The following is a 26,300-nucleotide window of genomic DNA, read 5'->3' as shown; positions in this document are numbered from 1 at the left end:
GGGGGATCAGAACGCGGTACCAATCTGGAACTGGAACCGCTGAACCTTGTCGTTCTCGTCCTTCTTCAGCGGGAAGCCCATGCTGACCTTCAGCGGGCCGATCGGCGACAGCCACGACATACCGAAGCCGGTCGAGTACTTCAGGTCGCTAACCGTGATCGGCGCGCCTTCCTGATAGACGTTACCGAAGTCGAAGAACGTAAACAGACGCAGCGTACGGTCGACACCCGAACCCGGCAGCGGGAACACGAATTCCACGTTACCGATCATCTTCGAGGCACCGCCCACCGGGTTGCCGTTCTGGTCCTTCGGACCCAGCGTGCTGGTCTGGTAGCCGCGGACCGAACCGATACCACCGGCGTAGAAGTACTTGAACACCGGGAACGGCGTATTGCCGTAGCCGTGGCCGTAGGCCACTTCACCGTTGAAGGCCAGCGTGAAGGCCTTCGAAATCGGATAGAAGTACTGCTGCTGGAAGCTGGCGCGATAGTACTGCGTATCGCCGCCCGGCACACCGATTTCCAGGTTGGCCTGGGTGTACGGACCCTTGGTCGGGATCAGCGCACTATCCCGGCGGTCACGCGCCCAGCCGACCGTGAACGGGAAGTTGTTGATCGGGTCGCCGCTGGCCTTGCCGATCTTCTGCAGCCAGGCCGTGTACTGGCTCGGCGTGTTGACCGAGGTATAGACCTGCGTACGCTCGTAGCCAATGCCGAAGAACACCGTGTCGTTCTCGGAGAACGGCACGCCGAACTTGAAGCCACCACCGGCCGACACGATCTTGTAGTCCTGGTCACCCGTGTAGTACAGCGGGCGGGACGTACGGTAGTAGATATCGGTCGAGCGGCTGATGCCGTCCACCGTGAAGTACGGATCGTACTGCGTCAGCGCGATCGTACGGAACGACTTGGCGGTGTTCACATCGAGGCCCAGGCTGGTACCGGAGCCGAACACGTTGTCCTGGCGCAGGCCGGCCTGCAGCACGAGCTTGTCGGTCGACGAGAAGCCGAGACCCAGGCTGATCTGGCCGGTAGGCTTTTCCGTCACATTTACGTTCACATCCACCTGGTCGGGCGCGCCCGGCACGTCCTCGGTGGTGATGTTCGTATCCGTGAAATAGCCGGTACGGTTGATACGCGCCTGCGACTGCTGGAGCTTCTCGCTATCGAACCACGAGCTTTCCATCTGGCGCATTTCGCGGCGCACCACTTCGTCGCGCGTCTTGCTGTTGCCCACCACATTCACGCGACGCACATAGACGCGGCGACCCGGATCGACCATCAGGGTCAGCGCCACTTCGCGCTTTTCCTTGTCGATCTGCGGTTGCGGGTTGATCGTGGTGAATGCATAGCCGTACGTACCGAGCAGATCGGTGATGGCCTTGGTGCTGGCCGTCAGCTTTTCGGACGAGAAAATATCGCCCTTCTTCAGCTGCAGCAGCTTCTGCATTTCTTCCTGCTTGCCCAGCAGTTCGCCGGCCAGGTGGATATCCGACACCTTGAACTGCTCGCCTTCGGCGATATTCAGCGTCAGGTAGATATCCTTCTTGTCAGGCGTGATCGATACCTGCGTCGACTCGATCTGGAATTCCAGATAGCCGCGATTCAGGTAGAACGAGCGCAGCGCTTCCAGGTCGGCCGTGAGCTTCTGCTTCGAATACAGGTCGTTCTTGGTGTACCACGACAGCCAGTTGGGCGTGGACAGCTGCATTTCGTCGCGCAGCGTGCTTTCCTTGAACGCCTTGTTGCCGACGATATTGATCTGGCGAATCTTCGCGACCGGGCCTTCCTCCACGTTGAACACCACGGACACGCGATTGCGGTCCACCGGCGTCACGGTGGTCTGGACTTCGGCGGCGTAGTAGCCGCGGGCCACGTACTGGCGCTTCAGCTCCTGCTCTGCCTTGTCGATCAGCGCCTTGTCGTAGTAACGCGCTTCGGCCACGCCCACGGCCCGCAGGGACCGGCGCAGCGTGTCCTTGTCGAATTCCTTGATGCCGACGAATTCAAGCTGGGAAATCGCCGGGCGTTCCTCGACCTGCACCACCAGCACGCCGTCTTCGGCGCGGATCTGCACGTCCTTGAAAAACCCGGTATTGTAGAGCGCACGGATGGCGTCGGCGCCCTTGTCATCGGTGAAGGTTTCACCGACACGCACGGGCAGGTAACCGAAGACGGTACCCGGCTCCACACGCTGCAGGCCTTCCACGCGAATATCCTTGACCACAAACGGATCTGCGGCCCAGCCCGCCGGGCTCCAGGCCGCAATAATGGCACTCGTCAGCAAGCCCAGCGAGATGCGCTTATTTCTGATCAAAGTCGATCCCCTCTTCCTCATCGATTTCATGCAGGGTGTGGCTCCAGCGCCGATTGCCGCTGAGCCTGACAATACCGGCACGACCGATCCTTCCCGACGGAGAAAATCCCCCCGGGATACGACCGCCCCCGTCCGACTGGCGCTTCCGGCTGCGCGAAACTAGCCGCGCGCAAGAAACAGTCGGCTGACGTCATTGAACAAAGCGAGTGAGGTCAGGAGCAAGATGCATGCGATGCCGACCTTCTGCAGCATCGCTTGCCAGTGGTCTGGTACAGGCCTGCCAGTCAAAAATTCCACGCAATAATACAGCAAATGCCCCCCATCCAGCACCGGAATAGGTAACAAATTCAGTACACCGAGGCTGACACTGACCAACGCGAGGAAGCTCACGAACGGCTGCCAGCCCATGTTGGCGGCCCGGCCGGCATAGTCGGCCACGGTCAGCGGACCGCTCAGATTCTGCAGCGATGCCTGGCCGACGAGCATCTTGCCAAGCAGCTTCAGGGACAGCGTGCTGGTGTTCCAGACCTGATCGGCCGCACGGGCCAGGGCCTGGGTAAACGGGTAGCGCACGATTTCGGTCTGCACGGCCTGGTTCAGCGCCGCGCCCAGCTTGCCGACCAGCGGCGCGGGCTCGCCACCGGCACCAGCCTTGCCGCCCGGTGCGGCATCGAGCTTGACGGTCACGTCGATGCGCTGGCCGGCGCGCTCGATCCCCAGCGTGACGTCCTGGCCCGGGCGCGCCCGAACCCCGCGAATCAGTTCGCCGGCCTGGGTCAGCGGTTGGCCCTGCCAGGTCACCACCTTGTCTCCGGCGCGCAGACCCGCCCGTTGCGCCGCCGATTCGGCGACGATCTCGGTAATGGTGACCGGGCCGCCCTTCAGGGCCAGGCCCAGCGTGGCCAGCGGGTCCTGATCGGGGTTCCCGCCGGTATCGGGCAGCCGGCCCAGTGCGACGTCACGCTCGGCGCCATCGGCACCACGGACGTGCATGACGGCACGCGTCTCGCCAAAACCCTGGGCAAACACGGCCATGCGCAGATCGTTCCAGGACCGGACAGGCTCGGTCTGCCCATTCGCGCTCAGCGACAGAACGCGGTCGCCGTCCCGGACGCCGGCCTGCGCCGCCGCCGTACTGGCCGCCGGTGCCGCCAGCACGGGGGCCGGCTCGCGCATGCCGCCGGCAAACAGCACCAGATAGAGGGCGATGGCCAGCGCGAAATTCGCCAGCGGGCCAGCCGCCACGATGACAAACCGCTTGCCCACCGGCTGGCGGTTGAATGCACGCGGCAAGTCGGCCGCATCGATGGCCGGATCCGCGTCCGGGTCGCGCTCCCGCTCGTCAAGCATCTTGACGTAGCCGCCCAGCGGGATGGCGGCCAGCGTCCATTCCGTGCGGTCACGCCCCTTGCTGACCCAGCGGGCCAGCGGACGGCCGAAACCGATCGAGAACCGCAAAACCTTGACCCCGCATGCACGCGCGGCCAGGTAATGCCCCATCTCGTGAACGAAGATCAGGATGCAGAGGGCGACAACGAACGCGATAACGGTTTGCATGGCAATCACCTCTTTCCAGATCCGGGCCTCGCCGCGATCGTGATGACGATCAGCGGCCGGCCAGTTGTTTCAGCAGCGCCAGGGCGGCCTTGCGTGCCGCGGCATCGGCGGCCAGCACACCGTCGAGCGACCCGGCTTCACCTTCGGCGGGCTGCTCCAGCACACCGGCCACGACCCGCGCGATGTCCGTGAACCGGATGCCGCCGGCCAGGAACGCCTCCACGGCCACCTCATTTGCGGCATTGAGCACGGCCGGGGCCACATCACCGGCGCGCAGTGCGTCAAAAGCCAGGCCCAGGCACGGAAAGCGCTCCAGGTCCGGCGTCTCGAAATGAAGCCCGCCAGCCACGGTCAAGTCCAGCGGGGTCACGCCCGAGTCGATCCGTTCCGGATAGGCCATGCCGTAGGCAATCGGCGTACGCATGTCGGGGTTGCCAAGCTGCGCCAGCACCGAACCGTCGGCATAGGCCACCATCGAATGGACAATGCTCTGCGGGTGAATCAGCACCTCGATTTTGTCGGCCGGCGCGCCAAACAGCCAGTGGGCTTCGATGACCTCGAGCCCCTTGTTCATCATCGTGGCCGAATCCACCGAAATCTTGCGACCCATCACCCACTTGGGGTGCGCGCAGGCCTGGTCCGGCGTGATGTCGTGCAGTGTCGACGGGTCGCGGGTGCGGAACGGGCCGCCCGATGCCGTCAGCAGCACCTTCGATACCCCCGCGCCATAGCGCGGGTCGCTGGTCGGCAGACACTGGAAGATGGCATTGTGTTCACTGTCGATCGGCAGCAGCGTGGCGCCGTGATGCTGCACCGCATCCATGAAGATGCTGCCCGACATCACCAGCGATTCCTTGTTGGCCAGCAGCACGCGCTTGCCCGCGCGCGCCGCCGCCAGCGACGAGCGCAGGCCCGCCGCGCCGACGATGGCGGCCATCACGGCATCGGTCTGCGCATCCGCGGCGATCGATTCGAGCGATTCCGGGCCGTAGCCGACTTCGGTCGCAACGCCGGCCGCGCGCAGCTTGCCTTCGAGCTCGCGCGCCGCCTCGGCCGAACCCACTACCGCCCGTGCCGGACGGAACTCGGCGCACGCAGCGGCCAGCTTGTCCACCTGACGATGGGCGCTGAGCGCGTGCACCGTGTAGCGGTCGGGATGTCGGCGCACCACGTCCAGCGTGCTTTCGCCGATGGAACCCGTGGCGCCCAGAATCGTAATGCGTTGCATATAACCAGACGAATTCAGTTGTGATCAGACCCAGGACAGCAGCAGCGCCGCCAGCGGAAATACCGGGATCAGCGCGTCGATGCGGTCGAGCACGCCCCCGTGGCCCGGCAGCAGCCGGCTGCTGTCCTTGATGCCGACCTGGCGCTTGAGCAAGGACTCGAACAGGTCGCCCACCACGCTAGCCGCCACCAGCAGCGTGGTCAGCATGGCCAGCACGCCCAGGCCCACCTTGTCGGCGATCAGCGAATACCAGGTAGGCGCGAAGGCATGGCTAGCCGCCAGCCCCAGCGCGACGATCATCGCCAGCAGCCAGCCACCGATCGCACCTTCCCAGGACTTGCCCGGGCTGATGGTCGGCGCCAGCTTGCGCTTGCCGATGGCCTTGCCGACGAAATAGGCGCCGATGTCAGCGGCCCAGACCAGCACGGCGGCGGTCAGCAGCACACCCACGCCGGCCACGCGCAGCGCCATGACCGCATGGCCGAACGCCGGCAGCATGATCAGTCCGAGCACGACGCCCAGTACGGTGAATCCGGGGGTTGCCTTCCGTACGCCGCGCGCCAGCAACACCAGCGCCACGCCCCAGGCCACGAGCGAAGCCTCGAGCAGCCAGTCGATGGCGAATCCGGACGGCGCAAGGTGCCAGGCCAGCAACGCCACCAGGCATGCCACGGCATAGACATACGGCCACTGGCGCGGCAGGCCGATCAGGCGACCGAATTCCCAGCCGCCCAGCAGCACGATGACCGCCACCAGCACCGCCAGCGCCGTGGGGGGCGCCAGGAACAGGATCGGCAGGATCAACAGCAACAGGCATACGGCGGTGATAACGCGGGTCAGAAGCATGCGGCTGCGATTCCCGTTGATATGAAGGTACGACCGGTCTCAGGCCGTGCCTGACAGGCCCGGCGCCACGACCTGGGCGCTGGTCCGGCCGAATCGGCGCTCTCGCTGGCGGTACGACGCAAAGGCCTTGTCGAGTTCCGCGGCGTCAAAATCGGGCCAGAACGTATCGGTGAAATAGAGCTCGGTATAGGCGAGCTGCCAAAGCAGGAAATTGCTGATGCGCTGCTCGCCGCCGGTACGGATGAACAGGTCCGGTTCCGGCGCATAGGCCATCGCCAGGTGCGGAGCCAGCAACGATTCGTCGATCGATTCCGCGTCGAGCATCGGCGCGCGCGCCAGCATCTTGCGCATGGCCTGCAGCAGATCCCAGCGGCCGCCGTAGTTGGCGGCGATGGTCACGGTCAGGCCCGTGTTGCCTGCCGTACGCGCCTCGGCATCCTTGATCATCTGCTGGATACGCGGGCTGAAGCGCGCCAGGTCGCCCACCACGCGCAGGCGGATGTTGTTCGCGTGCATCCGGACCACCTCGCGGCGCAAGGCGGTCATGAACAGGCGCATCAGGAACGAGACTTCGTCCGCAGGCCGGCGCCAGTTCTCGGAACTGAATGCGAACAGGGTCAGGTACTGCACGCCGCGTGCGGCGCAGGCCTGCACGATCTCGCGCACGGTATCCAGACCCCGAGTGTGGCCAGCCACGCGCGGCAGGTGACGCTTTGTCGCCCAGCGGCCGTTGCCATCCATGATGATGGCAACGTGTCGTGGCACATAGGTGGTATCGGGAACGCCGAGCGTCGAACTGATATGCTGCATGGATTCGCGGACGGGCTGGGACAACCCCGGCGGACGGGCCGCCGGGACGGCCTTACACCGTCAAGATCTCCTTCTCTTTCTCGGCGACGAGCTTGTCGATCTCGCCGACATACTTGTCCGTCAGCTTCTGGACGTCGTCCGTACCGCGGCGCTCGTCGTCTTCCGAAATGGTCTTGTCCTTGACGAGCTTCTTGAACTGCTCGTTGGCGTCGCGGCGCAGGTTGCGCACGGCTACCTTGGCGCCTTCGGCCTCGCTCTTCACCACCTTGATCAGCTCCTTGCGGCGCTCTTCGGTCAGCGGAGGCATCGGTACGCGGATCACGTCGCCCATCGTGGCGGGGTTCAGGCCCAGGTCGGCGTCGCGGATTGCCTTTTCCACGGCCTGCACCATCTTCTTTTCCCACGGTTGCACGGTAATCGTCCGGGCGTCGCCCAGGCCAATGTTGGCCACCTGGCTGATCGGCACCGGCGAGCCGTAGTAATCCACCTGGACGTGGTCGAGCAGGCCAGTGTGCGCACGGCCGGTACGAATTTTCGCCAGATCGGCCCTGAAGGCTTCGATCGACTTCTGCATCTTCTGCTCGGCGCTCTTCTTAGTGTCGGCGACGGTCATGATTACCTCCGGAAAACAGCCAGACAGGATCCCGTCAGGCGGGATCGAAAATGGAACATTCTACTCTCAGGCCAGACCGAATCAGCATTTTGATGCGGTCCGGACTGCTTAAACGTGCACTAGCGTACCTTCGTCCTCGCCCAGGATCACACGCTTCAGGGCACCCGGCTTGACGATCGAGAACACCTTGATCGGCAGCTTCTGGTCGCGGCACAGCGCGAACGCGGTGGCATCCATGACCTGCAGGTTGCGCGAAATGGCTTCGTCGAACGTGATCGTCGTGTAGCGCGTGGCGCTCGGGTCCTTCTTGGGATCGGCCGTGTAGACGCCGTCCACCTTGGTGGCCTTGAGCACGATTTCCGCGCCGATTTCCGAACCGCGCAGCGCGGCGGCCGTATCGGTGGTGAAGAACGGGTTGCCGGTGCCGGCGGCAAAGATCACGACCTTGCCTTCCTCCAGCTGGCGGATGGCACGCGGGCGGATATACGGCTCCACCACCTGGTCCATGCGCAGCGCCGATTGCACGCGGCCTTCGATATTGGCGTGGCGCATGGCGTCCTGCAGCGCCAGGGCGTTCATCATCGTGGCCAGCATGCCCATGTAGTCGGCCGTGGCACGGTCCATGCCGGCCGCGCCGCCGGCAACGCCGCGGAAAATGTTGCCGCCGCCGATGACAACCGCCACCTGGACGCCCAGTTTCACGATTTCGGCTATGTCATTGACCATGCCTTCGATAGTGGCCCGGTTGATGCCGAAGGCATCGTCGCCCATCAGGGCTTCACCGGACAGTTTCAGAAGGACGCGCTTGTAGGCTGGCATGTTCACCCTCGGGCAGGTTCTAGTCGCTCGTTTGAACGGATGGATGGGCGCGGGCGGCACGACGCAACTGCGCACCGGCCGCGCATGAATTTGGACTGCTTGACAGCTGGAAAGCCGGTTTTCGCCGTCATCTGCCGGCATCACCCCGCTAAAGGCGCGCTTGTTGCAGGTGACTGCGAAAACTGACTGGCACGGCGCACATGGCAGCCGTACTTGTGCAGAGGGGCACCTTGCGGCGCCCCTCGGCATTATACGGTGGCAGACCGGGCATCCCGCCAGGGAAACCCGTCCGGCCACCGGGACATCAGCCCTTCTGGGCGGCAGCCACCTGGGCAGCCACTTCAGCAGCGAAGTCGTCCTGCTTCTTCTCGATGCCTTCGCCCACCACGTACAGGGTGAAACCCTTCACGTTGGTGTTGGCAGCCTTCAGCATCTGCTCGACCGTCTGCTTGTCGTTCTTCACGAACGGCTGGTTCAGCAGCGACACTTCCTTCAGGTACTTCTGGACCGAACCTCCCACCATCTTGGCGGCGATTTCGGCCGGCTTGCCCGATTCGGCAGCCTTCTGCTCGGCAATGCTGCGCTCCTTGGCGATCAGCTCGGCCGGCACCTGCTCCGACGACAGCGACACCGGCTTCATGGCGGCCACGTGCATGGCAACGTCCTTGGCGGCGGTTTCGTCGCCATCGAACTCGACCATCACGCCGATGCGGGTGCCGTGCAGGTACGAAGCCAGCTTGCCACCGTTGGCGTAGCGCACGAAGCGGCGGATCGTCATGTTCTCGCCGATCTTGCCGATCAGGGCCGAGCGCACCGCGTCAACCGTCGAACCGTCCATTTCCAGGGCCGACAGGGCTGCCACGTCGGCCGGCGCCTGCTTGGCGATCAGTTCGGCAACCTTGGCGGCAAAGCCCAGGAAGTCGTCGTTCTTCGACACGAAGTCGGTTTCGCAGTTCAGTTCGACCAGCGAGCCCGTGGTGCCGTCGATGTACGTGGCCACGATGCCTTCGGCGGTCACGCGCGAAGCGGCCTTGCTGGCCTTGTTGCCCAGCTTGACGCGCAGCAGTTCTTCAGCCTTGTCCAGGTCGCCGTCAGCCTCGGTCAGGGCCTTCTTGCATTCCATCATCGGCGCGTCGGTCTTCGCGCGCAGTTCTGCAACCATGCTTGCGGTAATTGCCGCCATTTGTCACTCCTTGATTGGTTGGCTTCATCCGCGGCGAATCATATCCACGGCGGATGACAACTGAATCTGTTTGCAAAAAAGGGGGCGCCAGATGTGCCCCCTTTTCTTGGTTGCCGTCAGGCGGGCGCCGGCGGCCGGTGCGTCCCGGCCTCAGGCGCCAGCGGGCAATCAGCCTTCCTGGACTTCGACGAATTCGTCGTCGCCACGCACGGCTTCCACCACTTCCTGCACCGCGTTCGCACGGCCTTCCAGGATGGCGTCGGCCACGCCGCGCACGTACAGGGCAACAGCCTTGCTCGAGTCGTCGTTGCCCGGGATCACGTAGTCGATGCCTTCCGGCGAGTGGTTCGTGTCGACCACGCCGATCACGGGGATGCCCAGCTTGTTGGCTTCGGTCACGGCAATCTTGTGGTAGCCGACGTCCACCACGAAGATGGCGTCAGGAACGCCGCCCATGTCCTTGATGCCGCCGATGGACTTTTCCAGCTTTTCCATCTCGCGCTCGAACATCAGGGCTTCCTTCTTGCTCATGGTTTCCAGCGCGCCGGCTTCCTTGGCGGCCTCCATGTCCTTCAGGCGCTTGATCGAGATCTTGACGGTCTTGAAGTTCGTCATCATGCCGCCGAGCCAGCGGGCGTCGACGTACGGCATGCCAGCGCGGCCGGCTTCCTCGGCCAGGATCTCGCGCGATTGACGCTTGGTACCCACGAAAAGCACGGTGCCGCGGTTTGCTGCCAGCTGACGCACGTACTTCAGCGCGTCCTGGAACATCGGCAGGGTCTTTTCGAGGTTGATAATGTGGATCTTGTTGCGATGACCGAAGATGAAGGGGGCCATCTTCGGGTTCCAGAAGCGGGTCTGGTGGCCAAAGTGGCAACCGGCTTCCAGCATTTCGCGCATGGTCACGGACATGTGAATAACTCCAAAAGGGTTGGGTTCTGAAGTCCGCCCCGACATTCCTGAAAAGGAACACCCCGGATGAGCGGACCAGCGATTTACAAAAAACAGCGATCATTCCCGACCCGCAGCGGCCCGTTTCCGGCCCATCAGCAAGTCAGCCCGCGATTGTAGCAACAAAGCAGCCCTTCCCTCAAGCCCCTTCGCAAGGGCCTGCGAACGAACCGTCCGCCGGCGCCGGACCGGCTTGCCACCGTATTTCCCTGCTTTCTCGTCACGAAGGTGAGATAATCCCGCTTTGCGAACAGTAAAGGCGCAGCTGCGGCTGGGCCATCACATTTCAGGCGAAGCAGCATGAGCATCCATATCAATACCGCCGAAGACATCGCCCAAATGCGCGTGGCTTGCCGCCTTGCCTCCGAAGTCCTCGACTACATCACCCCTTTCGTCAAGGTTGGCGTCACCACCGGCGAACTCGACCGCCTGTGCCACGCCTACATGCGTGATGTACAAGGCACCGTGCCCGCCCCGCTGAACTACGCGCCGCCGGGCTACCCGCCCTTCCCCGGCGCCATCTGCACGTCGGTCAACGACGTGATCTGCCATGGCATCCCGGGCGACCGCGTGCTCAAGGGCGGCGACGTGGTCAACCTGGACATCACCGTCATCACCAAGGAAGGCTACTACGGCGATACCAGCCGCATGTTCGTGGTGGGCGAGGCATCGATCCTGGCCAAGCGCCTGGCGCAGATCACCTACGAGTGCATGTGGAAGGGCATCCAGCAAGTGCGCAATGGCGCACGTCTGGGCGATATCGGCCACGCCATCCAGACCCACGCCGAAGCCGCCGGCTACACCGTGGTACGCGAATACTGCGGCCACGGCATCGGCAAGGTGTTCCACTCGGACCCGCAGATCCTGCATTACGGCCGCCCGAACACCGGCATGGAAATCAAGTCGGGCATGATCTTCACGGTCGAGCCGATGATCAACGCCGGCAAGCGTGATATCCGCACGATGCCCGATCACTGGACGGTCAAGACGCGCGACCGCAGCCTGTCGGCCCAGTGGGAGCACACGGTGCTGGTGACGGACACCGGCTACGAGGTGCTGACGCTGTCGGAAGGTTCGCCCGTACCGCCCGCGTTCATCACCGACACCGTGGCGGCCTGATCCCGCACCGAACGCCAGGGCGCCCACCAAGGCGCCCTTTCTTCTTCCAGCCGTGCCCACGCCCACCCTCGAACCGCCGCCCATGGACACCACGCCGGAACTGCTGCTCTGCCAGCGCATTCGCGACAGGCTCAAGGCCGACAAGCAGGCGCTGTTTGCCGAGTTCGACGCCAACAATCTGGTCACGCCTCTGGTGACAAAGCTGCGTCGCGCCGTCGATGCCGCGCTGATCGAGGCCTGGACCGCCCTGGAACTGCCGGCCTCCGCCGCGCTGGTGGCCGTGGGCGGGTATGGCCGTGGCGAGTTGTTCCCGTATTCCGATGTCGATGTGCTGTTGCTGCTGCCGGCCGAGCCCGACAGCGAGACGGCCGCCAAACTGGAACGCTTCATCGGCCTGTGCTGGGACCTGGGGCTGGAAATCGGCTCGTCGGTGCGTACCGTGGACGACTGCATCCGCGAATCGGCCGCCGACATCACCATCCGCACGTCGCTGCTTGAGGCGCGCCTGCTGACCGGCAGCAAGACGCTGCTGGCGTCACTGCTGGCACGCTACCAGGCCGACATGGACGCGGCCGACTTCTTCCAGGCCAAGCTGCTGGAATTGCGCCAGCGCCATGCCAAGTATCAGGACACGCCCTACGCGCTGGAGCCGAACTGCAAGGAAAGCCCCGGCGGCCTGCGCGACCTGCAGGTCATCCTGTGGATGACCAAGGCGGCGAACCTGGGCGACAGCTGGAAGGAACTGTTCGAACGCGGCCTGCTGACCGAGCGCGAATCACAGGAACTGGCCCGCAACGAACGTCTGCTGCGTACCATCCGTGCGCGCCTGCACCTGCTGGCGGGCCGCCGCCAGGACGTGCTGGTCTTCGACCTGCAGACCGCGCTGGCCGAGTCGTTCGGCTATCGCCAGACGGCCCACAAGCGCGCCAGCGAACAGCTGATGCGGCGCTACTACTGGGCCGCCAAGGCGGTCACGCAGCTCAACAGCGTGCTGCTGCTGAACATCGAGGCGATGCTGTTCCCGAGCGAGTCCAAGGTCACGCGCGTGATCAACGACCGTTTCGTGGAGCGCCAGGGCATGCTGGAGATCACCAGCGACGACCTGTACGAGCAGAACCCGCACGCCATCCTGGAAACGTTCCTGCTGTACGAGCGCACGCCGGGCGTGAAGGGCCTGTCGCCGCGCACGCTGCGCGGGCTCTACAACGCGCGCACGGTGATGGATGCCAGCTGGCGCAACGACCCCGTCAACCGCAAGCTGTTTCTGGCCATCGTGCAGGAACCGCAGGGCATCACGCACGCGCTGCGGCTGATGAACCAGACCAGCGTGCTGGGCCGCTACCTGATCAACTTCCGCCGCATCGTCGGCCAGATGCAGCACGACCTGTTCCACGTGTACACGGTGGACCAGCACATCCTGATGGTGGTGCGCAACATGCGCCGCTTCGCGATTGTCGAGCACACGCACGAATTCCCGTTCTGCAGCCAGCTGATGGCCGGCTTCGAGCGGCCGTGGGTGCTATGGGTGGCGGCGCTGTTCCACGATATCGCCAAGGGGCGCGGTGGCGACCACTCGAAGCTGGGCACCGTGGACGCACGCCGCTTCTGCAAGCAGCACGGCATTGCGCGCGAGGACACCGACCTGATCGCCTGGCTGGTGGAAAACCACCTGACCATGAGCCATGTGGCCCAGAAGCAGGACCTGACCGACCCCGACGTGGTGAAGGGGTTCGCCCAGGTGGTGGGCAGCGAGCGTTACCTGACGGCGCTCTACCTGCTGACCGTTGCCGATATCCGCGGCACCAGCCCCAAGGTGTGGAATGCCTGGAAGGGCAAGCTGCTGGAAGACCTGTACCGCATCACGCTGCGCGTGCTGGGCGGCGCCAAGATCGACCAGCATTCGCTCTGGGCGCAGAAGCGCGACGACACCATCGCGCAGTTGCGCCTGAAGGCGTTCGATCCCGAACTGGCCAAGCCGCTGTGGAGCCGGCTGGACATGTCGTTCTTCATGCGGCACGATGCGCGCGACATCGCCTGGGTGACGCGGCACCTGTTCAACAAGGTGAACAGCGTCGATCCGGTGGTCAAGGCCCGCGTGTCGCCTGCGGGCGAAGGGCTGCAGGTGGTGGTCTACGTGAAGGACCAGCCCGACCTGTTTGCGCGCATCTGCGGCTATTTCGAGCGCAAGGCGTTCTCGATCCAGGACGCCAAGATCGAGACCACGCGCGACGGCTACGCGCTGGACACCTTCCAGATCACGGACCCCGGCCTGGACGGCGGCTACCGCGACATCCTCGCGCTGGTGGAGCATGAACTGGCCGAGCGCGTGCGGCTGGAGTGCCCGCTGCCCGAGCCGACCCAGGGCCGGCTGTCGCGCCAGTCGCGCAGCTTCCCGATCAAGCCGCGCGTGGACTTGCGTCCCGACGAACGCGGCCAGTATTACCTGCTGTCGGTGTCGGCCAACGACCGCACCGGCCTGCTCTACGCGCTGGCCCGCGTACTGGCCAAATATCGCGTGTCCGTGCATTCGGCGCGCATCAACACGCTCGGCGAACGCGTGGAAGACGTGTTCCTGGTCGACGGCTCGCCGCTGGCCGCCGACAACCGATTGCAGATTCAAGTGGAACAGGATTTGCTCGACGCACTGGCCATCTGATTCCCCGATGGCCGGCGCGCGGGCGCTTGGAAAGATATGACAGATAGCAACAACCCCGGCCGCAAGACGCTGGGCATCAAGACCTCCACGACGGGCGCACCGCGCAAGGCGAGCCGCCCGGTGCGCGTGTCGGACCTGAACCGCAAGCGCGTGCAGGATGTCGTGACCGGCATCAAGCAGGCCAAGGATCGCGCGGCCGAGAAAGACAAGCGCAAGCCGGCGCCGGCCGAAGGTGCACCGCGCCGCTTCGAGGGCGAGCGTACCGAGCGTCCGCGTCGCTTCGAGGGGCAAGGCTCGGACCGTCCGCGCCGTTTTGAAGGCGAAGGCTCGGACCGCCCGCGTCGCTTTGAAGGCGAAGGCTCGGACCGCCCCCGTCGCTTCGAAGGCCAAGGGTCGGATCGCCCCCGTCGCTTCGAAGGCCAAGGGTCGGATCGTCCGCGTCGCTTTGAAGGCGAAGGCTCGGACCGCCCCCGTCGCTTCGAAGGCCAAGGGTCGGATCGCCCGCGTCGCTTTGAAGGCGAAGGCTCGGACCGCCCGCGTCGCTTCGAGGGCCAAGGGTCGGACCGTCCGCGTCGCTTTGAAGGCCAGGGCACCGATCGTCCGCGCCGTTTTGAAGGCGAAGGCTCGGACCGCCCGCGTCGCTTTGAAGGCGAAGGCTCGGACCGCCCGCGTCGCTTCGAAGGCCAAGGCTCGGACCGTCCGCGTCGATTCGAAGGCCAGGGCTCGGATCGTCCGCGTCGCTTCGAGGGACAGGGCTCGGAACGTCCGCGCCGTTTTGAAGGCGAAGGCTCGGATCGTCCGCGTCGCTTCGAAGGCCAAGGCTCGGATCGTCCGCGTCGCTTTGAAGGCGAAGGTGGCCAGCGCCCGCGCCGTTTTGGCGACGATGCGCGTACGGACCGTCCGCGCCGCGATGAGGGTGCGCCGCGCCGTGGCGATGCACCGGCACGCCGTTTCAGCGACACGTCGGACCGCGCCCGCCCTGTGCGCGGCGACCGCGGCGACCGCGGCGACCGTGGTGAACGCTTCGAGCGCGCGGAACGCCCGGCCCCGCAGGCCCCGGCCGAGCCGCGTGAAGACGGCCTGGTCCGTCTGTCCAAGCGCATGTCCGAACTGGGCCTGTGCTCGCGTCGTGAAGCCGACGAATGGATTCCGCTGGGCTGGGTGCTGGTCGATGGCGAGCCGGTGACCGAACTCGGCTCCCGCATCCGCCCCGACGCCGAAATCGAAATCCGGCAGGAAGCGCGCTCGGAGCAAGGCGAGCGCGTGACGGTGCTGCTGAACAAGCCGGTCGGCTATGTCTCCGGCCAGGCCGAAGATGGCTACGAGCCCGCCGCCGTCCTGTTTACGGCCGAGAACCAGTGGGAGCAAGACCCCACGCGCAAGCGTTTCGCGCCGTGGCAGCGCAAGAACCTGGCCCCGGCGGGCCGGCTCGATATCGACTCCACCGGCCTGCTGGTGCTCACGCAGGACGGCCGCGTGGCGCGTGCATTGATCGGCGACGATTCAACCGTCGAAAAGGAATACCTGGTGCGCGTGGAGTGGGAATCGCCGCAGGGTCTGGTTGACCGCAACATCAGCGCCGTCTTCCCCGAAGACCAGCTGGAGCGCCTGCGCTTTGGCCTGTCGCTGGACGGCGTGGCGCTGAAGCCCGCCAAGGTGAGCTGGCAGAACGAAGAGCAGTTGCGCTTCGTGCTGCGCGAAGGCCGCAAGCGCCAGATCCGCCGCATGTGCGAACAGGTGGGACTGAAGGTGGTGGGCCTCAAGCGCGTGCGCATGGGCCGTATCGCGCTGGGCGACCTGCCGCCGGGCCAGTGGCGCTTCCTCGGGCAGTTCGAGAAGTTCTGAGGCGGCTCGGGCAGCCTTGATTCGCCGGCCCCTCTCCCGCAAGCGGGTGGGGGGCTGTGGGGGCTGCCCCCCCTCACCCATGCACCGGCGGCAGCTTCCTTAGCGCGGCCTCGGCCTGCTCGTCGGCCGGCACATAGACCAGCAACCGCGCGCCATTGCGCGGCGCGGTCCAGAAATTGGTCTGCGTCAGCTGGAAATCCCCGGTTTCCGGATGGGTGAAACGCTTGACGTGGTTCTGGATGCCGCGCACCTGGTATCGCTGCCAGAGCTGCTGGAAGGTCTGGGACACGGCCATATAGCGCGCCAGCTGCGCTTCCCACAGCGGATCGTCGACGTGCTCGGCCATCGCCGCCCGATACATCGCCACCATGTTGCAGACCATGCTTTCCCAGTCGGGCACGGCCTTGCGCCAGCCCGGGTGCGTCAGTGCCAGATAGATGCAATTGCGGTCTTCCGGCGGCAGGCTCGGGACATTCATCCCCAGCAGCCGGCAATAGGCGTCGTTGTGCGCCACGATGTCGAAACGGGCGTTCTGGACCAGCGCCGGGATCGGGTCGAGCTGGTCAAGCATGCGCTGCGTGGTCACCGACACCGTTTCGCAAACCGACGTGCCGGCCAGGGCGGCGGGCCGTTGCAGGCCGGCCAGCGTGAACAGGTGCTCGGTCTCGGTCGGCGAGCATTGCAGCGCGGCGGCCACCGCATTGAGCACCTTCGGCGACACGCGGATCGGCCTGCCCTGCTCCAGCTTGGTGTACCAGGTGATGCCGATATCGGCCATCGCGGCCACTTCCTCGCGCCGCAGGCCCGGCGTGCGGCGTCGGCCGGCGCGGGACAGGCCGATCCGCGCCGGATCGAGATTTTCGCGGCGCGCACGCAGGAAGGCGCCCAGTTCGGCCTCCCTGCCGGTGCCGGCATGGGGCGGCGAACTCAGGCGCTTCGCTGTCCGTTGGCAGGCCGGTTTCCGGGTTCAACAGCACACTCGGTTCCTGACGGGCGTTCATGATCGATCACTCCTGCGTAGCCTGACACTGTTTATACCAGTCTAAACTGGACTCTTGTACCAGTCTGAATGCATGACCATACTCCCAGCCTCACGCCTTGTCGAGGTCCGCATGCCATGAAAGCCCCCGCACCTTCCATCCACACTTCCGTACCGGATTCCACACCGTCACTGGGCCGTACCGGCCTGTACGTGCTGCTGGCCGGCCAGTTGCTGCCGCAGATCGACTTCTCCATCGTCAACGTGGCGCTGCACCCCATTGAACATTCGCTTGGCGCCTCGCCGGCCGAACTGGAACTGATGGTGGCCGTCTACGGCGTGGCATTCGCCGTTTGCCTGGCCATGGGCGGCCGGCTGGGCGACAACTTCGGGCGCCGCCGCGTATTCAACGCCGGCGTGCTGCTGTTCGGCATTGCCTCGTTGCTGTGCGGCGTGGCTGGGTCGATGCTGGTGCTGCTGGGCGCCCGGTTGCTGCAGGGCGCGGCCGCCGCGCTGCTGGTGCCGCAGATCCTGGCCACCATCCACGTGGGCCTGCGCGGGCACGCGCACTCCCGCGCGCTGGCGCTGTTCGCGTCGGTGGGCGGTGTGGCCTTCATCATCGGGCAGGTGCTGGGCGGCTTCCTGGTGGATGCCGATATCGGCGGCCTGGGCTGGCGCAATGCGTTCCTGATCAACCTGCCCGTCTGCGCGGCCATCCTGTGGCTGTCGCCGCGCGTGATCCCGGAAACGCGGCGGGACAATCCGGCCGATGTGGATGTCCCCGGCACGGCGCTGCTGGCGATGGTGATCCTGGCCGTGCTGCTGCCCGTGGCGATGGGGCCGATGTTCCACTGGTCCTGGCCCGTGCTGGCCACGCTGGCGGCGGCGGGCCCGCTGACGCTGTGGCTGTGGCAGGTTGAAAAGCGCCAGGAACGGCGCGGCGTGCATCCGCTGCTGCCGCCGTCGCTGTTGCGGCTGCCGAGCGTGCGCTTCGGCTTTGTGGTGGCCATCCTGTTCTACGCGTGCTGGAGCGGCTTCATGTTCGTGCTGGCGCTGGCCCTGCAGGGCGGTGGCGGCATGACCCCGACGATGGCCGGCAACGCGTTCATTCCGCTGGGCGTGGCGTTCTCGGTGGCCTCGCTGCTGAGCCCGCGTGTGGTGAGTCTCTGGGGCCGTACGCGCGTGCTGCTGATGGGCTGCCTGATCCAGATGGCAGGCATGGCGGCGCTGGCCTGGACGCTGCGCCATGTCTGGCCACATCCCGACCTGCTCACGCTGGCCGCGCCGACCATGCTGATCGGCATTGGCAACGCGCTGGTGGTGGGCTGCTTCTATCGCATCGGGCTGGCCGATATTCCGCCCGATCACGCCGGCGCAGGCAGCGCGGCGCTGGCCACGGTACAGCAGGCGTCGCTGGGTCTCGGTTCGGCGCTGCTGGGCACGGTGTTCGCCCAACGCATTCACCACGGCGGCAGCTACCTCGATGCCACGCTCACGAGCTTGGCGGCCGAGCTGATCCTGATGACGATGCTGGTCGCGGCGGCCGCGATCTATCACGCCCGCCACGGCCAGCCGGTACTGGCCACGGGTACCGCATGACGGAACCGGGCGGGCCCGGCCCCGCCCGCCGCCCGCTCAGTCGTCGTAGTTGGGCGGCAGTTCGGGGAACAGCACTTCCGTGAAGCCGAAGCGCGTGAAATCCTTGACCCGCATCGGATACAGCACGCCGATCAGGTGATCGCACTCGTGCTGCACCACGCGCGCGTGAAAGCCATCCGCCACGCGCTCGATCGGGTTGCCGAGCATGTCGAAGCCCGAGTATTTCAGGCGGGTGTGGCGCGGCACCACGCCGCGCAGGCCCGGCACCGACAGGCAACCCTCCCAGCCGTCTTCCATGTCGTCGGACAGCGGCTCCAGCACCGGATTGATCAGCACGGTCTTGGGCACCGTCGGCGCATCGGGATAGCGCGGGTTGCGATCGAAGCCGAAGATCACCACCTGGAGGTCCACGCCGATCTGCGGCGCGGCCAGGCCGGCGCCGTTGGCATGCTCCATCGTGTCGAACATGTCGTCGACCAGCAGCCGCAGTTCCGGCGTGTTGAACTCGATCACCGGCCGCGCCTTCTGCAGCAGCCGCGCATCGCCCATCTTCAGAATCTCGCGGATCATTGCGGTTCTCCGTTGTCGGGGGCATCGGCCCCGGCGTCGGCCAGCAGCTTGAGCATGCCGTCCTCGTCCAGCACCGGCACACCCAGCGCCTGCGCCTTTTCCAGCTTGCTGCCGGCTTCGGCGCCAGCCACCACGTAATCGGTTTTCTTCGATACCGAGCCAGCCACCTTGGCGCCGGCGGCTTCGAGTTTTTCCTTGGCGTCCTCGCGCGACAGCGTCGGCAGCGTGCCGGTCAGCACGATGGTCTTGCCGGCCAGCGGCAGCGGCGCCCGTGCCGTGGGTTCCGATTCGACCCAGTGTACGCCTGCGGCACGCAACTGCTCGATCACCTCCACGTTGTGTGGCTCGGCGAAGAAATTGGCGATCGATTGCGCCACCACCGGGCCTACGTCGTTGACTTCCAGCAGCGCGGCCTCGTCGGCGGCCAGCAAGTTGTCGAGCTTGCCGAAGTGCTTGGCCAGGTCCTTGGCCGTGGCCTCGCCCACGTGGCGGATGCCCAGCGCAAAGATAAACCGGTTCAGCGTGGTCTCGCGCGACTTGTCGATGGCCGCCACCAGGTTCGTGGCCGACTTGTCGGCCATGCGGTCCAGCGCGGCCAGCTTGGCCACGCCCAGCTTGTAAAGATCGGCCGGCGTGCGGACGATGCCCATATCCACCAGCTGTTCGACGATCTTGTCGCCCAGGCCATCCACATCCATCGCGCGCCGTTGGGCAAAGTGGATCAGCGCCTGCTTGCGCTGCGCCGCGCAGATCAGGCCGCCCGTGCAGCGGGCGATGGCCTCGCCCTCGAGCTTTTCCACATGCGACCCGCATACCGGGCACGCCGTAGGCATCACAAAGGCGCGGGCGTCGGCAGGCCGGCGTTCCAGCACCACGGCCACCACCTCGGGAATCACGTCCCCGGCACGGCGAACAATCACCGTATCGCCAATATGCACATCCTTGCGGCGGATCTCGTCCTCGTTATGCAGCGTGGCGTTGGTGACCGTCACCCCGCCGACGAACACTGGCGCCAGCCGCGCCACGGGGGTGATGGCGCCGGTCCGGCCCACCTGCACCTCGATGTCCTCGACCGTGGTGGTCATCTCCTGCGCCGGGAACTTGTGCGCCAGCGCAAAGCGCGGGGCGCGCGAGACAAAACCCAGCTGTTCCTGCTCGGCGATGGCATTGACCTTGTAGACCACGCCGTCGATGTCGTACGGCAACTGGTCGCGGCGCTCGCCGATATCGCGATAGAACGACAGCAGCCCCTGCGCGCCCTTGACCACGCGGCGTTCGTCGCAGACCGGCAAACCCAGCGCGGCGAAGCCGTCCATCATCACGCTGTGCGTGGCCGGACGGTCGGCGCCCTGCAGCTCGCCCAGGCCGTAGGCAAAGAAAGACAGCGGCCGCCTGGCTGTGATCCGCGGGTCCAGCTGGCGCAGGCTGCCCGCCGCGGCATTGCGCGGATTGACGAACGTCTTTTCGCCGGCCTCGGCCTGGCGCGCGTTGAGACGGTCGAAATCGGCGCGGTACATGAACACCTCGCCGCGCACTTCCAGCACGGCCGGCGCCTTGCCGCGCAGCTTCAGCGGAATGGCCTTGATGGTGCGCACATTGGCGGTCACATCCTCGCCGGTCTCGCCATCGCCGCGCGTGGCGGCCTGGACGAGTTTGCCGTCCTCGTAGCGCAGCGACATGGCCAGGCCGTCGAACTTCAGTTCGCACGCGTATTCGACAGCGCTTTCGGCCGCTTCGGCGGCACCGAACAGGTCATCGGCTGGCGCCGCGACGGCGGCCTTGCCCAGCCCCTGTGCGCAGCGGCGGTCGAAACTGACCACATCCTCGTCCTCGAAGCCGTTGTTCAGCGACAGCATGGGCACGCGGTGGCGCACCGTGTCGAACGCGGCCAGCGGCGCCCCGCCCACGCGTTGCGTCGGCGAGTCGTCGGTCAGCAGGTCGGGATGCTCGGTTTCCAGCGCCTGCAGCTCGCTGAACAGCGCGTCATATTCCGCATCGGGAATGGTCGGCGCATCGAGCACGTAATACTGGTAGCTGTGGCGCTCCAGTTCGGCGCGCAGCCACTGCACGCGCTCGGCGGGGGACGCATGGGCCGGCAACGGGGCGGCGGGCGCGGGGGCCGGAGCCCGCGCGCCTGGATGCTTGGCGGTCATGGGGGCTCCGTCGTTATACGCTGAACAGGCGCTGGGCCACCGGCGATCCGGCCGGCATGCCGCGCGCTTCGAGCTTTTCGTAGAGCTTTTCGAGCTGGTTGAAGATCGCCACGAACGACGCTTCGGTCAGCGGACGCATATTGTCGTCCACCAGCTGGGCGCCCATCCGCTGGGCCAGGCTGTAGCCGTACTCGCAAACCGTCTTGAACGGCTTGATCGTCTGCGCGGCCTGCGGCACGTCGAGCAGCAGCGTGATCTGGCGGCCCGCGTTCAGCGTCAGGTCGTCGCGCAGGAAGTTCGTGTCGCCGAACTGCAGCGTGAACAGCGGCTTCTGCACGCCATCGGCGCCCGGTTCGTAGCGGATGAACCGCGTGCCGTCGCGCGACAGCACCAGGCCGTCCTGCGTGGCCACGGTCTGCACATAGGCGGCCGACCACGGCGCGCCGTCCGAAATCACGTTGACGCCGAGCTGCACGTCGGCGCCGGCCGCAAAGCCGTCCAGTTCGCGTGCGTTGGCCACGGTCTCGGTCATGTCGGGCAGGTCGGCCGATGCATCCAGCGCCTCGGCCAGCGCTTCCACCGCGTTGACGAATTCGGAGAATTCCAGCGCATTGAGCGGGCCGCTGCGGTTGGCCAGCTGCACGGCCACCTGCAGGTCTTCGTACTGATGACCGGCGGTGACCGGCTCCCAGGCATTGGCTTCGACGCGCAGCCCTTCGATATGCACCTGCTTCGTGCCAGCGCGGCGCAGACGGCCCGTCAGCGGCAGGATGCGATCACCGGACGCCTTGCGTTCCAGGTGCATCGGCACGATGCAGTCGATCAGCGGATCGATGACGGCGGCGGCGGGCTGGCCGTCCGGGACGGATACGGTGGCCGGGGCCGCGGGGGCCGCCGGGGCCGCCTTGGCGACGGGTTCCCCGGCGACCTGGCCGCCGGCTTCGCGCCCGGCGTCCGCCAGTGCGTCGGCATCGGTCCCGGCATGGGCTTGCGCGTGCGCTTCGGCGTGCGTTTCGGTGTGGGCTTGGGCGTCAGCGTCGGCATGCCCGGCAGCCGGGGCGGCTGCCACGGCCACCTCGTCAGCCACGATGTCGTCGGCATCGGCCGAACTGGCGGCGGCATGGGCGGCGGCGGTGGCCATGGCAACGTCGGCCGGCGCGTCACGCTTCAGGCCCTTGCCCGCCTCGCCCAGCGTCGGCTCGCGCCGGCTCACGTGCTCGGGCGGCGCTTCCGTGAGCTTGGCCTGCGTTTCGGGCTGCGTGGTCTTGCCCACCACCGGCTCGCGCATCGGCGGCAGGTCATCCTCGGGCATCAGCGGCCGCACGCGGCGCGCCTTGTGGATCTGCCAGCGGTTATAGGCCACCAGCAACAGCAGCAATACAACACCCGCGATGATCAGTGCGTTCTGCAGTTCCATCTTAAGCGGCCTCCGCCATCGATACGGCTGCATCCATGTCCACTGCCACGATCCGCGAGACACCCTGCTCCTGCATCGTCACGCCAATCAGTTGGTGGGCCATCTCCATCGCAATCTTGTTGTGAGAAATAAATACGAACTGTGTCTTGTCGGACATACGCGCCACCATGTTGGCGTAACGCTCGGTGTTGGCGTCGTCCAGCGGCGCGTCCACCTCGTCCAGCAAGCAGAACGGGGCCGGGTTCAGCTGGAACATCGCGAACACCAGCGCAATCGCCGTCAGGGCCTTTTCGCCACCGGACAGCAGGTGAATCGTCGAGTTCTTCTTGCCCGGCGGCTGCGCCATCACCTGGACGCCGGCGTCCAGGATTTCCTCGCCGGTCATGATCAGCCTGGCCTGGCCACCCCCAAACAGCGCCGGGAACAGCTCGCCGAAGTGATGGTTGACCTGGTCGAACGTGCCTTGCAGCAGCGCCCGCGTTTCCTGGTCGATCTTGTTGATCGCGTCTTCGAGCGTGTTGATGGCGTCGGTCAGGTCGGCCGACTGCGCATCGAGGAACGTCTTGCGTTCGCGGGCGGCGGCCAGCTCGTCCAGCGCGGCCATGTTGACCGGGCCCAGTGCGTTGATGGCATTGTTCAGGCGCGTCACCTCGCCCTGCAGGTACGACGGCTTGAGGTCGCCGGTCAGCTTTTCGGCCAGCGCCACTTCGTCGACCTCGGCCGTGGCCAGCTGCTCGGTGAACTGCTCCTGGTTCAGGCGGGCGGCCTGTTCCTTGAGCTGGCATTCGGTGATGCGGTCGCGCAGCGGCTGCAGGCTGCGTTCGGCCGCCAGGCGCTGTTCGTCGAACTGGCGCAGCTGCGCCGACAGGGCATCGAGCTCGATGCGCGCGGCGGACAGCTTCTGCTCCTTCTCGGCGCGCACTTCCAGGGCTTCCTGCAGGCCGGTATTGGCGGTCTGCTCGTTGATCGTTTCAAGCTCGGCGCGGGCGTTTTCCAGCGATTCCGCCACGCGCTCGCGCTGGTCGGCGGCCATCTGGATATTGCGGCGCAGTTCGTCGATCCGGCCGGCCAGATTGCGCTCGGCAAAGACCGCTTCCTGGGCGCCGCGCTCCAGGTCGCGCAACTGCTGCCGCGCGTGGGTCAGCTGGGTATCCAGGGCATCGAAGGCCATCTGCTGGTCTTCGTGCGCCGCCTGCAGTTCGGCCAGGCTTGTATCGTGCTGCTCGAAGCTGGCTTCGGATTCGGCACGGATGGCGCGCTGCTCGTCGATCTGCGCGTCGATTTCGCCCAGTTCCTCGCGGATCTGGTTGCTACGCGCCGAAAACCGCTCCATCGCCTGCGACAGCTTCAGCACGTCCATCTGCAGCGCATGCACGCGGCGCGTGGCCTGCTCGGCCCGTGCCCGCGCCTCGATCAGCGTCGTGCTGGCATGCGTGTACGCGGTCTCGGCGCGCACGGCATTGGACCTGGCCTCGTCGGACAGCAGCATCTGCGCGCGCGACTGCTTCTGCAGGTTCTCGATCTCCTGCTCGCGGGCCAGCATGCCGGCCTGCTCGGAATCGGCCGCGTAGATCTGGATCGCGTTGCGGCCCACCAGATGGCCTTCGGCCACCACGAACTGGGCGCCTTCGGGCAGCGTGCCGCGTGCCGCCAGGGCCTGCGACATGTCGGTGGCCGTGTAGATGTCGGCCAGCCAGTCCTGCATCACCGCGCGGATGCCGGGCTCGGTGATCTGCACCAGCGACATCAGCGGACGCAGCCCGGCCGGGGCGTCCACCGGACGCGCGGCGGGCGGCGGCGTGTAGAACGCGAGCTTGGACGGCGGGGCGTCGGACAGGAAACCCTTGACCCAGTCCAGGTTCGACACTTCCAGTGCCGCGAGCTTTTCGCGCAGCACCGATTCGAGCGCGTTTTCCCAGCCCGGCTCGATATGGACCTTCTTCCACAGGCGTGGCAGTTCGGCCAAGCCATGGCGCTCCAGCCAGGGCTGGACCTTGCCATCGGTCTGCACGCTTTCCTGTAGCTGGCGCAGCGCGGCCAGGCGGGCGTCCAGCGATGCAATCGCGGCCGTCTCGCGCTGTACGCGCTCCTGCGCCGCGCGGCGCTCGGCGTCCAGGCGCGGCACCGCTTCCTCGGCATCCATCAGCGACGCCTGGGCTTCCTCGAGCGTGGCTTCCTGCTCGGCCAGGTCCATGCGCAGCTCTTCAAGCCGCACTTCGTCGGGCCGGTCGAGCCCTTGCTCCTCGGCCTTCAGGCGTTCCTTGCGCTGCTCCAGCTGCTGCAGCATCTGGTTGGCGTTGCGCTGGTGCGCGGCTTCGAGCTTCAGTGCCTGCTCGGCCTGCATGATGGCGCTGCGCTGGTCGTTGAGCTTCTGCTGGGCGTCGCGCCACTGGGCTTCCAGGGTGGGCAGCTCTTCGCTCTTCTGGGCCACGGCGTCCTGGGCCTCGATCGTGCGGGCCTCGGCCAGCGCCAGGTCTTCCTCGGCCTGCGCGATGTCGTCGTTGGCCTGGTCGGCCTTGCCCTGCCACTGCTCGCGCTGGGCGGTCAGCGCGGCGATCTGCGCCTGCAGCCGGTTGCGCGACTCGACCACATAGCGGATTTCGGCTTCGAGCTTGCTGACTTCCGCGTTGGCCTCGTACAGGGCGCCCTGCGCGGCGTGCATGCCATCGGATGCGGCATAGTGCGCCGCGCGCATGGTCTCCAGTTCGGCCTCGACATGGCGCAATTGCGCGGTCTGGGCTTCCAGGTCGATCTGCGCCTGCTCGATGGCGCGGGCATGGCGTTCCTGCTCGGCCTGGGCTTCGCGCTTGCGCAGCAGCCACAGCAGGTGCTGCTTTTCCTCGCCTTCGGACTGCAGTTGCCGGAAGCGTTGCGCCACCTCGGCCTGGCCTTCCAGCTTGTCGAGGTTGTTGCCCAGTTCGCGCAGGATGTCTTCCACGCGGGTCAGGTTCTCGCGCGTGTCGCCCAGCCGGTTTTCGGTCTCGCGGCGGCGCTCCTTGTACTTGGACACGCCGGCGGCTTCCTCCAGGAAGATCCGCATGTCGTCGGGCTTGGCCTCGATGATGCGCGAGATCATGCCCTGCCCGATGATGGCGTAGGCGCGCGGCCCCAGGCCGGTGCCCAGGAAGATGTCCTGGATGTCCTTGCGCCGCACCGGCTGGTTGTTGATGTAGTACGAAGACGTGCCGTCGCGGGTCAGCACACGCTTGACCGCCACTTCGGCGTACTGGCTCCATTGCCCGGCGGCACGCCCCTCGGCGTTGTCGAACACCAGCTCCACGCTGGCCCGGCCCGCCTGCTTGCGCGCGGTGGAGCCGTTGAAGATCACGTCCTGCATGGATTCGCCACGCAGTTCCGACGCGCGTGATTCGCCGAGCACCCAGCGCACCGCGTCGATGATGTTGGATTTACCGCAGCCGTTAGGACCTACGATGCCGACCAGTTGGCCCGGCACTTGAAAATTGGTGGGGTCGACGAAGGACTTGAAGCCCGCCAGTTTGATCGAGGACAGTCGCACGGTTGTCGTGTGGTTTGGGCGATACGAAATGGGAAACGCCGGGCCCACGCCGGAGCACACGGCAAGACGTGACGCCTGCGCCGCAAACTGCCCCCGGTACCCGATAGATTGGCGCTCATCAT

18 protein-coding genes are annotated in these 26,300 nt (G+C 66.0%); 4 read left to right on the top strand and 14 right to left on the bottom strand.

Annotated features, from left to right (window positions below):
• Window positions 1-6: 6 nt before the first annotated feature.
• The 9 genes from bamA to rpsB all read right to left on the bottom strand — a co-directional run bounded on the left by bamA (window position 7) and on the right by rpsB (window position 10,284).
• Window positions 7-2,337 carry an outer membrane protein assembly factor BamA gene (bamA, locus tag AC24R4_RS24340; protein ID WP_368086169.1) on the bottom strand — a complete coding sequence of 777 codons (2,331 nt, stop codon included), beginning with the start codon at window positions 2,335-2,337 and terminating at the stop codon, window positions 7-9.
• 138 nt (window positions 2,338-2,475) lie between these two features.
• Window positions 2,476-3,873, bottom strand: a complete 1,398-nt coding sequence (gene rseP / locus AC24R4_RS24335; RefSeq protein ID WP_487523725.1) for an RIP metalloprotease RseP — start codon at window positions 3,871-3,873, stop codon at window positions 2,476-2,478.
• 49 nt (window positions 3,874-3,922) lie between these two features.
• Window positions 3,923-5,101, bottom strand: a complete 1,179-nt coding sequence (ispC, locus tag AC24R4_RS24330) for a 1-deoxy-D-xylulose-5-phosphate reductoisomerase (RefSeq protein ID WP_400393326.1) — start codon at window positions 5,099-5,101, stop codon at window positions 3,923-3,925.
• Between the two features lie 24 nt (window positions 5,102-5,125).
• The gene (locus AC24R4_RS24325; RefSeq protein WP_400393328.1) at window positions 5,126-5,947 is read right to left on the bottom strand and encodes a phosphatidate cytidylyltransferase; all 822 of its coding nucleotides are present in this window, start codon (window positions 5,945-5,947) and stop codon (window positions 5,126-5,128) included.
• A gap of 39 nt (window positions 5,948-5,986) precedes the next feature.
• The gene (gene uppS, locus AC24R4_RS24320; RefSeq protein ID WP_400393329.1) at window positions 5,987-6,757 is read right to left on the bottom strand and encodes an undecaprenyl pyrophosphate synthase; all 771 of its coding nucleotides are present in this window, start codon (window positions 6,755-6,757) and stop codon (window positions 5,987-5,989) included.
• Window positions 6,758-6,809: 52 nt separating this feature from the next.
• Window positions 6,810-7,370, bottom strand: a complete 561-nt coding sequence (gene frr, locus AC24R4_RS24315; RefSeq protein WP_400393331.1) for a ribosome recycling factor — start codon at window positions 7,368-7,370, stop codon at window positions 6,810-6,812.
• A 108-nt stretch (window positions 7,371-7,478) separates the two neighbouring features.
• Window positions 7,479-8,189 carry a UMP kinase gene (pyrH, locus tag AC24R4_RS24310; RefSeq protein ID WP_066735314.1) on the bottom strand — a complete coding sequence of 237 codons (711 nt, stop codon included), beginning with the start codon at window positions 8,187-8,189 and terminating at the stop codon, window positions 7,479-7,481.
• A 304-nt stretch (window positions 8,190-8,493) separates the two neighbouring features.
• Window positions 8,494-9,372 (bottom strand): translation elongation factor Ts, encoded by an 879-nt coding sequence (gene tsf, locus AC24R4_RS24305; protein WP_400393333.1) that lies wholly within the window; start codon window positions 9,370-9,372, stop codon window positions 8,494-8,496.
• Window positions 9,373-9,540: 168 nt separating this feature from the next.
• Window positions 9,541-10,284, bottom strand: coding sequence for a 30S ribosomal protein S2 (rpsB, locus tag AC24R4_RS24300; RefSeq protein WP_092600039.1), 744 nt, complete (start codon window positions 10,282-10,284; stop codon window positions 9,541-9,543).
• A 339-nt stretch (window positions 10,285-10,623) separates the two neighbouring features.
• On the opposite strand from rpsB, the gene map reads away from it, so the two are divergent.
• From map to AC24R4_RS24285, 3 genes are all read left to right on the top strand, one after another.
• On the top strand, window positions 10,624-11,442 hold the full coding sequence (gene map, locus AC24R4_RS24295) for a type I methionyl aminopeptidase (protein ID WP_092600042.1): 819 nt from the start codon (window positions 10,624-10,626) through the stop codon (window positions 11,440-11,442).
• Between the two features lie 82 nt (window positions 11,443-11,524).
• Window positions 11,525-14,098 (top strand): [protein-PII] uridylyltransferase, encoded by a 2,574-nt coding sequence (locus AC24R4_RS24290; protein ID WP_400393335.1) that lies wholly within the window; start codon window positions 11,525-11,527, stop codon window positions 14,096-14,098.
• A gap of 36 nt (window positions 14,099-14,134) precedes the next feature.
• A complete protein-coding gene (locus AC24R4_RS24285) occupies window positions 14,135-15,943 on the top strand; it encodes a pseudouridine synthase (RefSeq protein ID WP_487523724.1) in 1,809 nt (602 codons plus the stop codon).
• Between the two features lie 73 nt (window positions 15,944-16,016).
• Here the strand turns inward: AC24R4_RS24285 and AC24R4_RS24280 are convergent, their stop codons facing one another.
• On the bottom strand, window positions 16,017-16,778 hold the full coding sequence (locus AC24R4_RS24280; protein ID WP_400396038.1) for a helix-turn-helix transcriptional regulator: 762 nt from the start codon (window positions 16,776-16,778) through the stop codon (window positions 16,017-16,019).
• 282 nt (window positions 16,779-17,060) lie between these two features.
• Between AC24R4_RS24280 and AC24R4_RS24275 the strand changes: the two genes are divergently transcribed.
• Complete coding sequence (locus AC24R4_RS24275) at window positions 17,061-18,521, top strand: MFS transporter (protein WP_487523723.1); 1,461 nt, start codon at window positions 17,061-17,063, stop codon at window positions 18,519-18,521.
• Window positions 18,522-18,557: 36 nt separating this feature from the next.
• Here the strand turns inward: AC24R4_RS24275 and def are convergent, their stop codons facing one another.
• Genes def through smc form a run of 4 tightly spaced genes read right to left on the bottom strand, consistent with a single transcriptional unit; the run spans window position 18,558 to window position 26,178 of the window.
• Window positions 18,558-19,091 (bottom strand): peptide deformylase, encoded by a 534-nt coding sequence (def, locus tag AC24R4_RS24270; RefSeq protein WP_153947798.1) that lies wholly within the window; start codon window positions 19,089-19,091, stop codon window positions 18,558-18,560.
• A complete protein-coding gene (ligA, locus tag AC24R4_RS24265) occupies window positions 19,088-21,244 on the bottom strand; it encodes an NAD-dependent DNA ligase LigA (RefSeq protein WP_400392771.1) in 2,157 nt (718 codons plus the stop codon). Before ligA ends, def begins: the two co-directional genes overlap by 4 nt.
• Before the next feature lie 13 nt (window positions 21,245-21,257).
• Window positions 21,258-22,661, bottom strand: a complete 1,404-nt coding sequence (locus tag AC24R4_RS24260; protein ID WP_400392769.1) for a cell division protein ZipA C-terminal FtsZ-binding domain-containing protein — start codon at window positions 22,659-22,661, stop codon at window positions 21,258-21,260.
• A 1-nt stretch (window position 22,662) separates the two neighbouring features.
• Window positions 22,663-26,178: a chromosome segregation protein SMC gene (gene smc / locus AC24R4_RS24255; RefSeq protein WP_400392767.1), complete on the bottom strand. Its 3,516-nt coding sequence runs from the start codon at window positions 26,176-26,178 to the stop codon at window positions 22,663-22,665.
• Between the last annotated feature and the right edge of the window lie 122 nt (window positions 26,179-26,300).

The sequence above is a fragment of the Cupriavidus sp. CER-90 genome, assembly GCF_057652055.1.
Note: the sequence above shows the minus strand (reverse complement) of the source record. Positions and strands in the feature narration are given on the sequence as shown.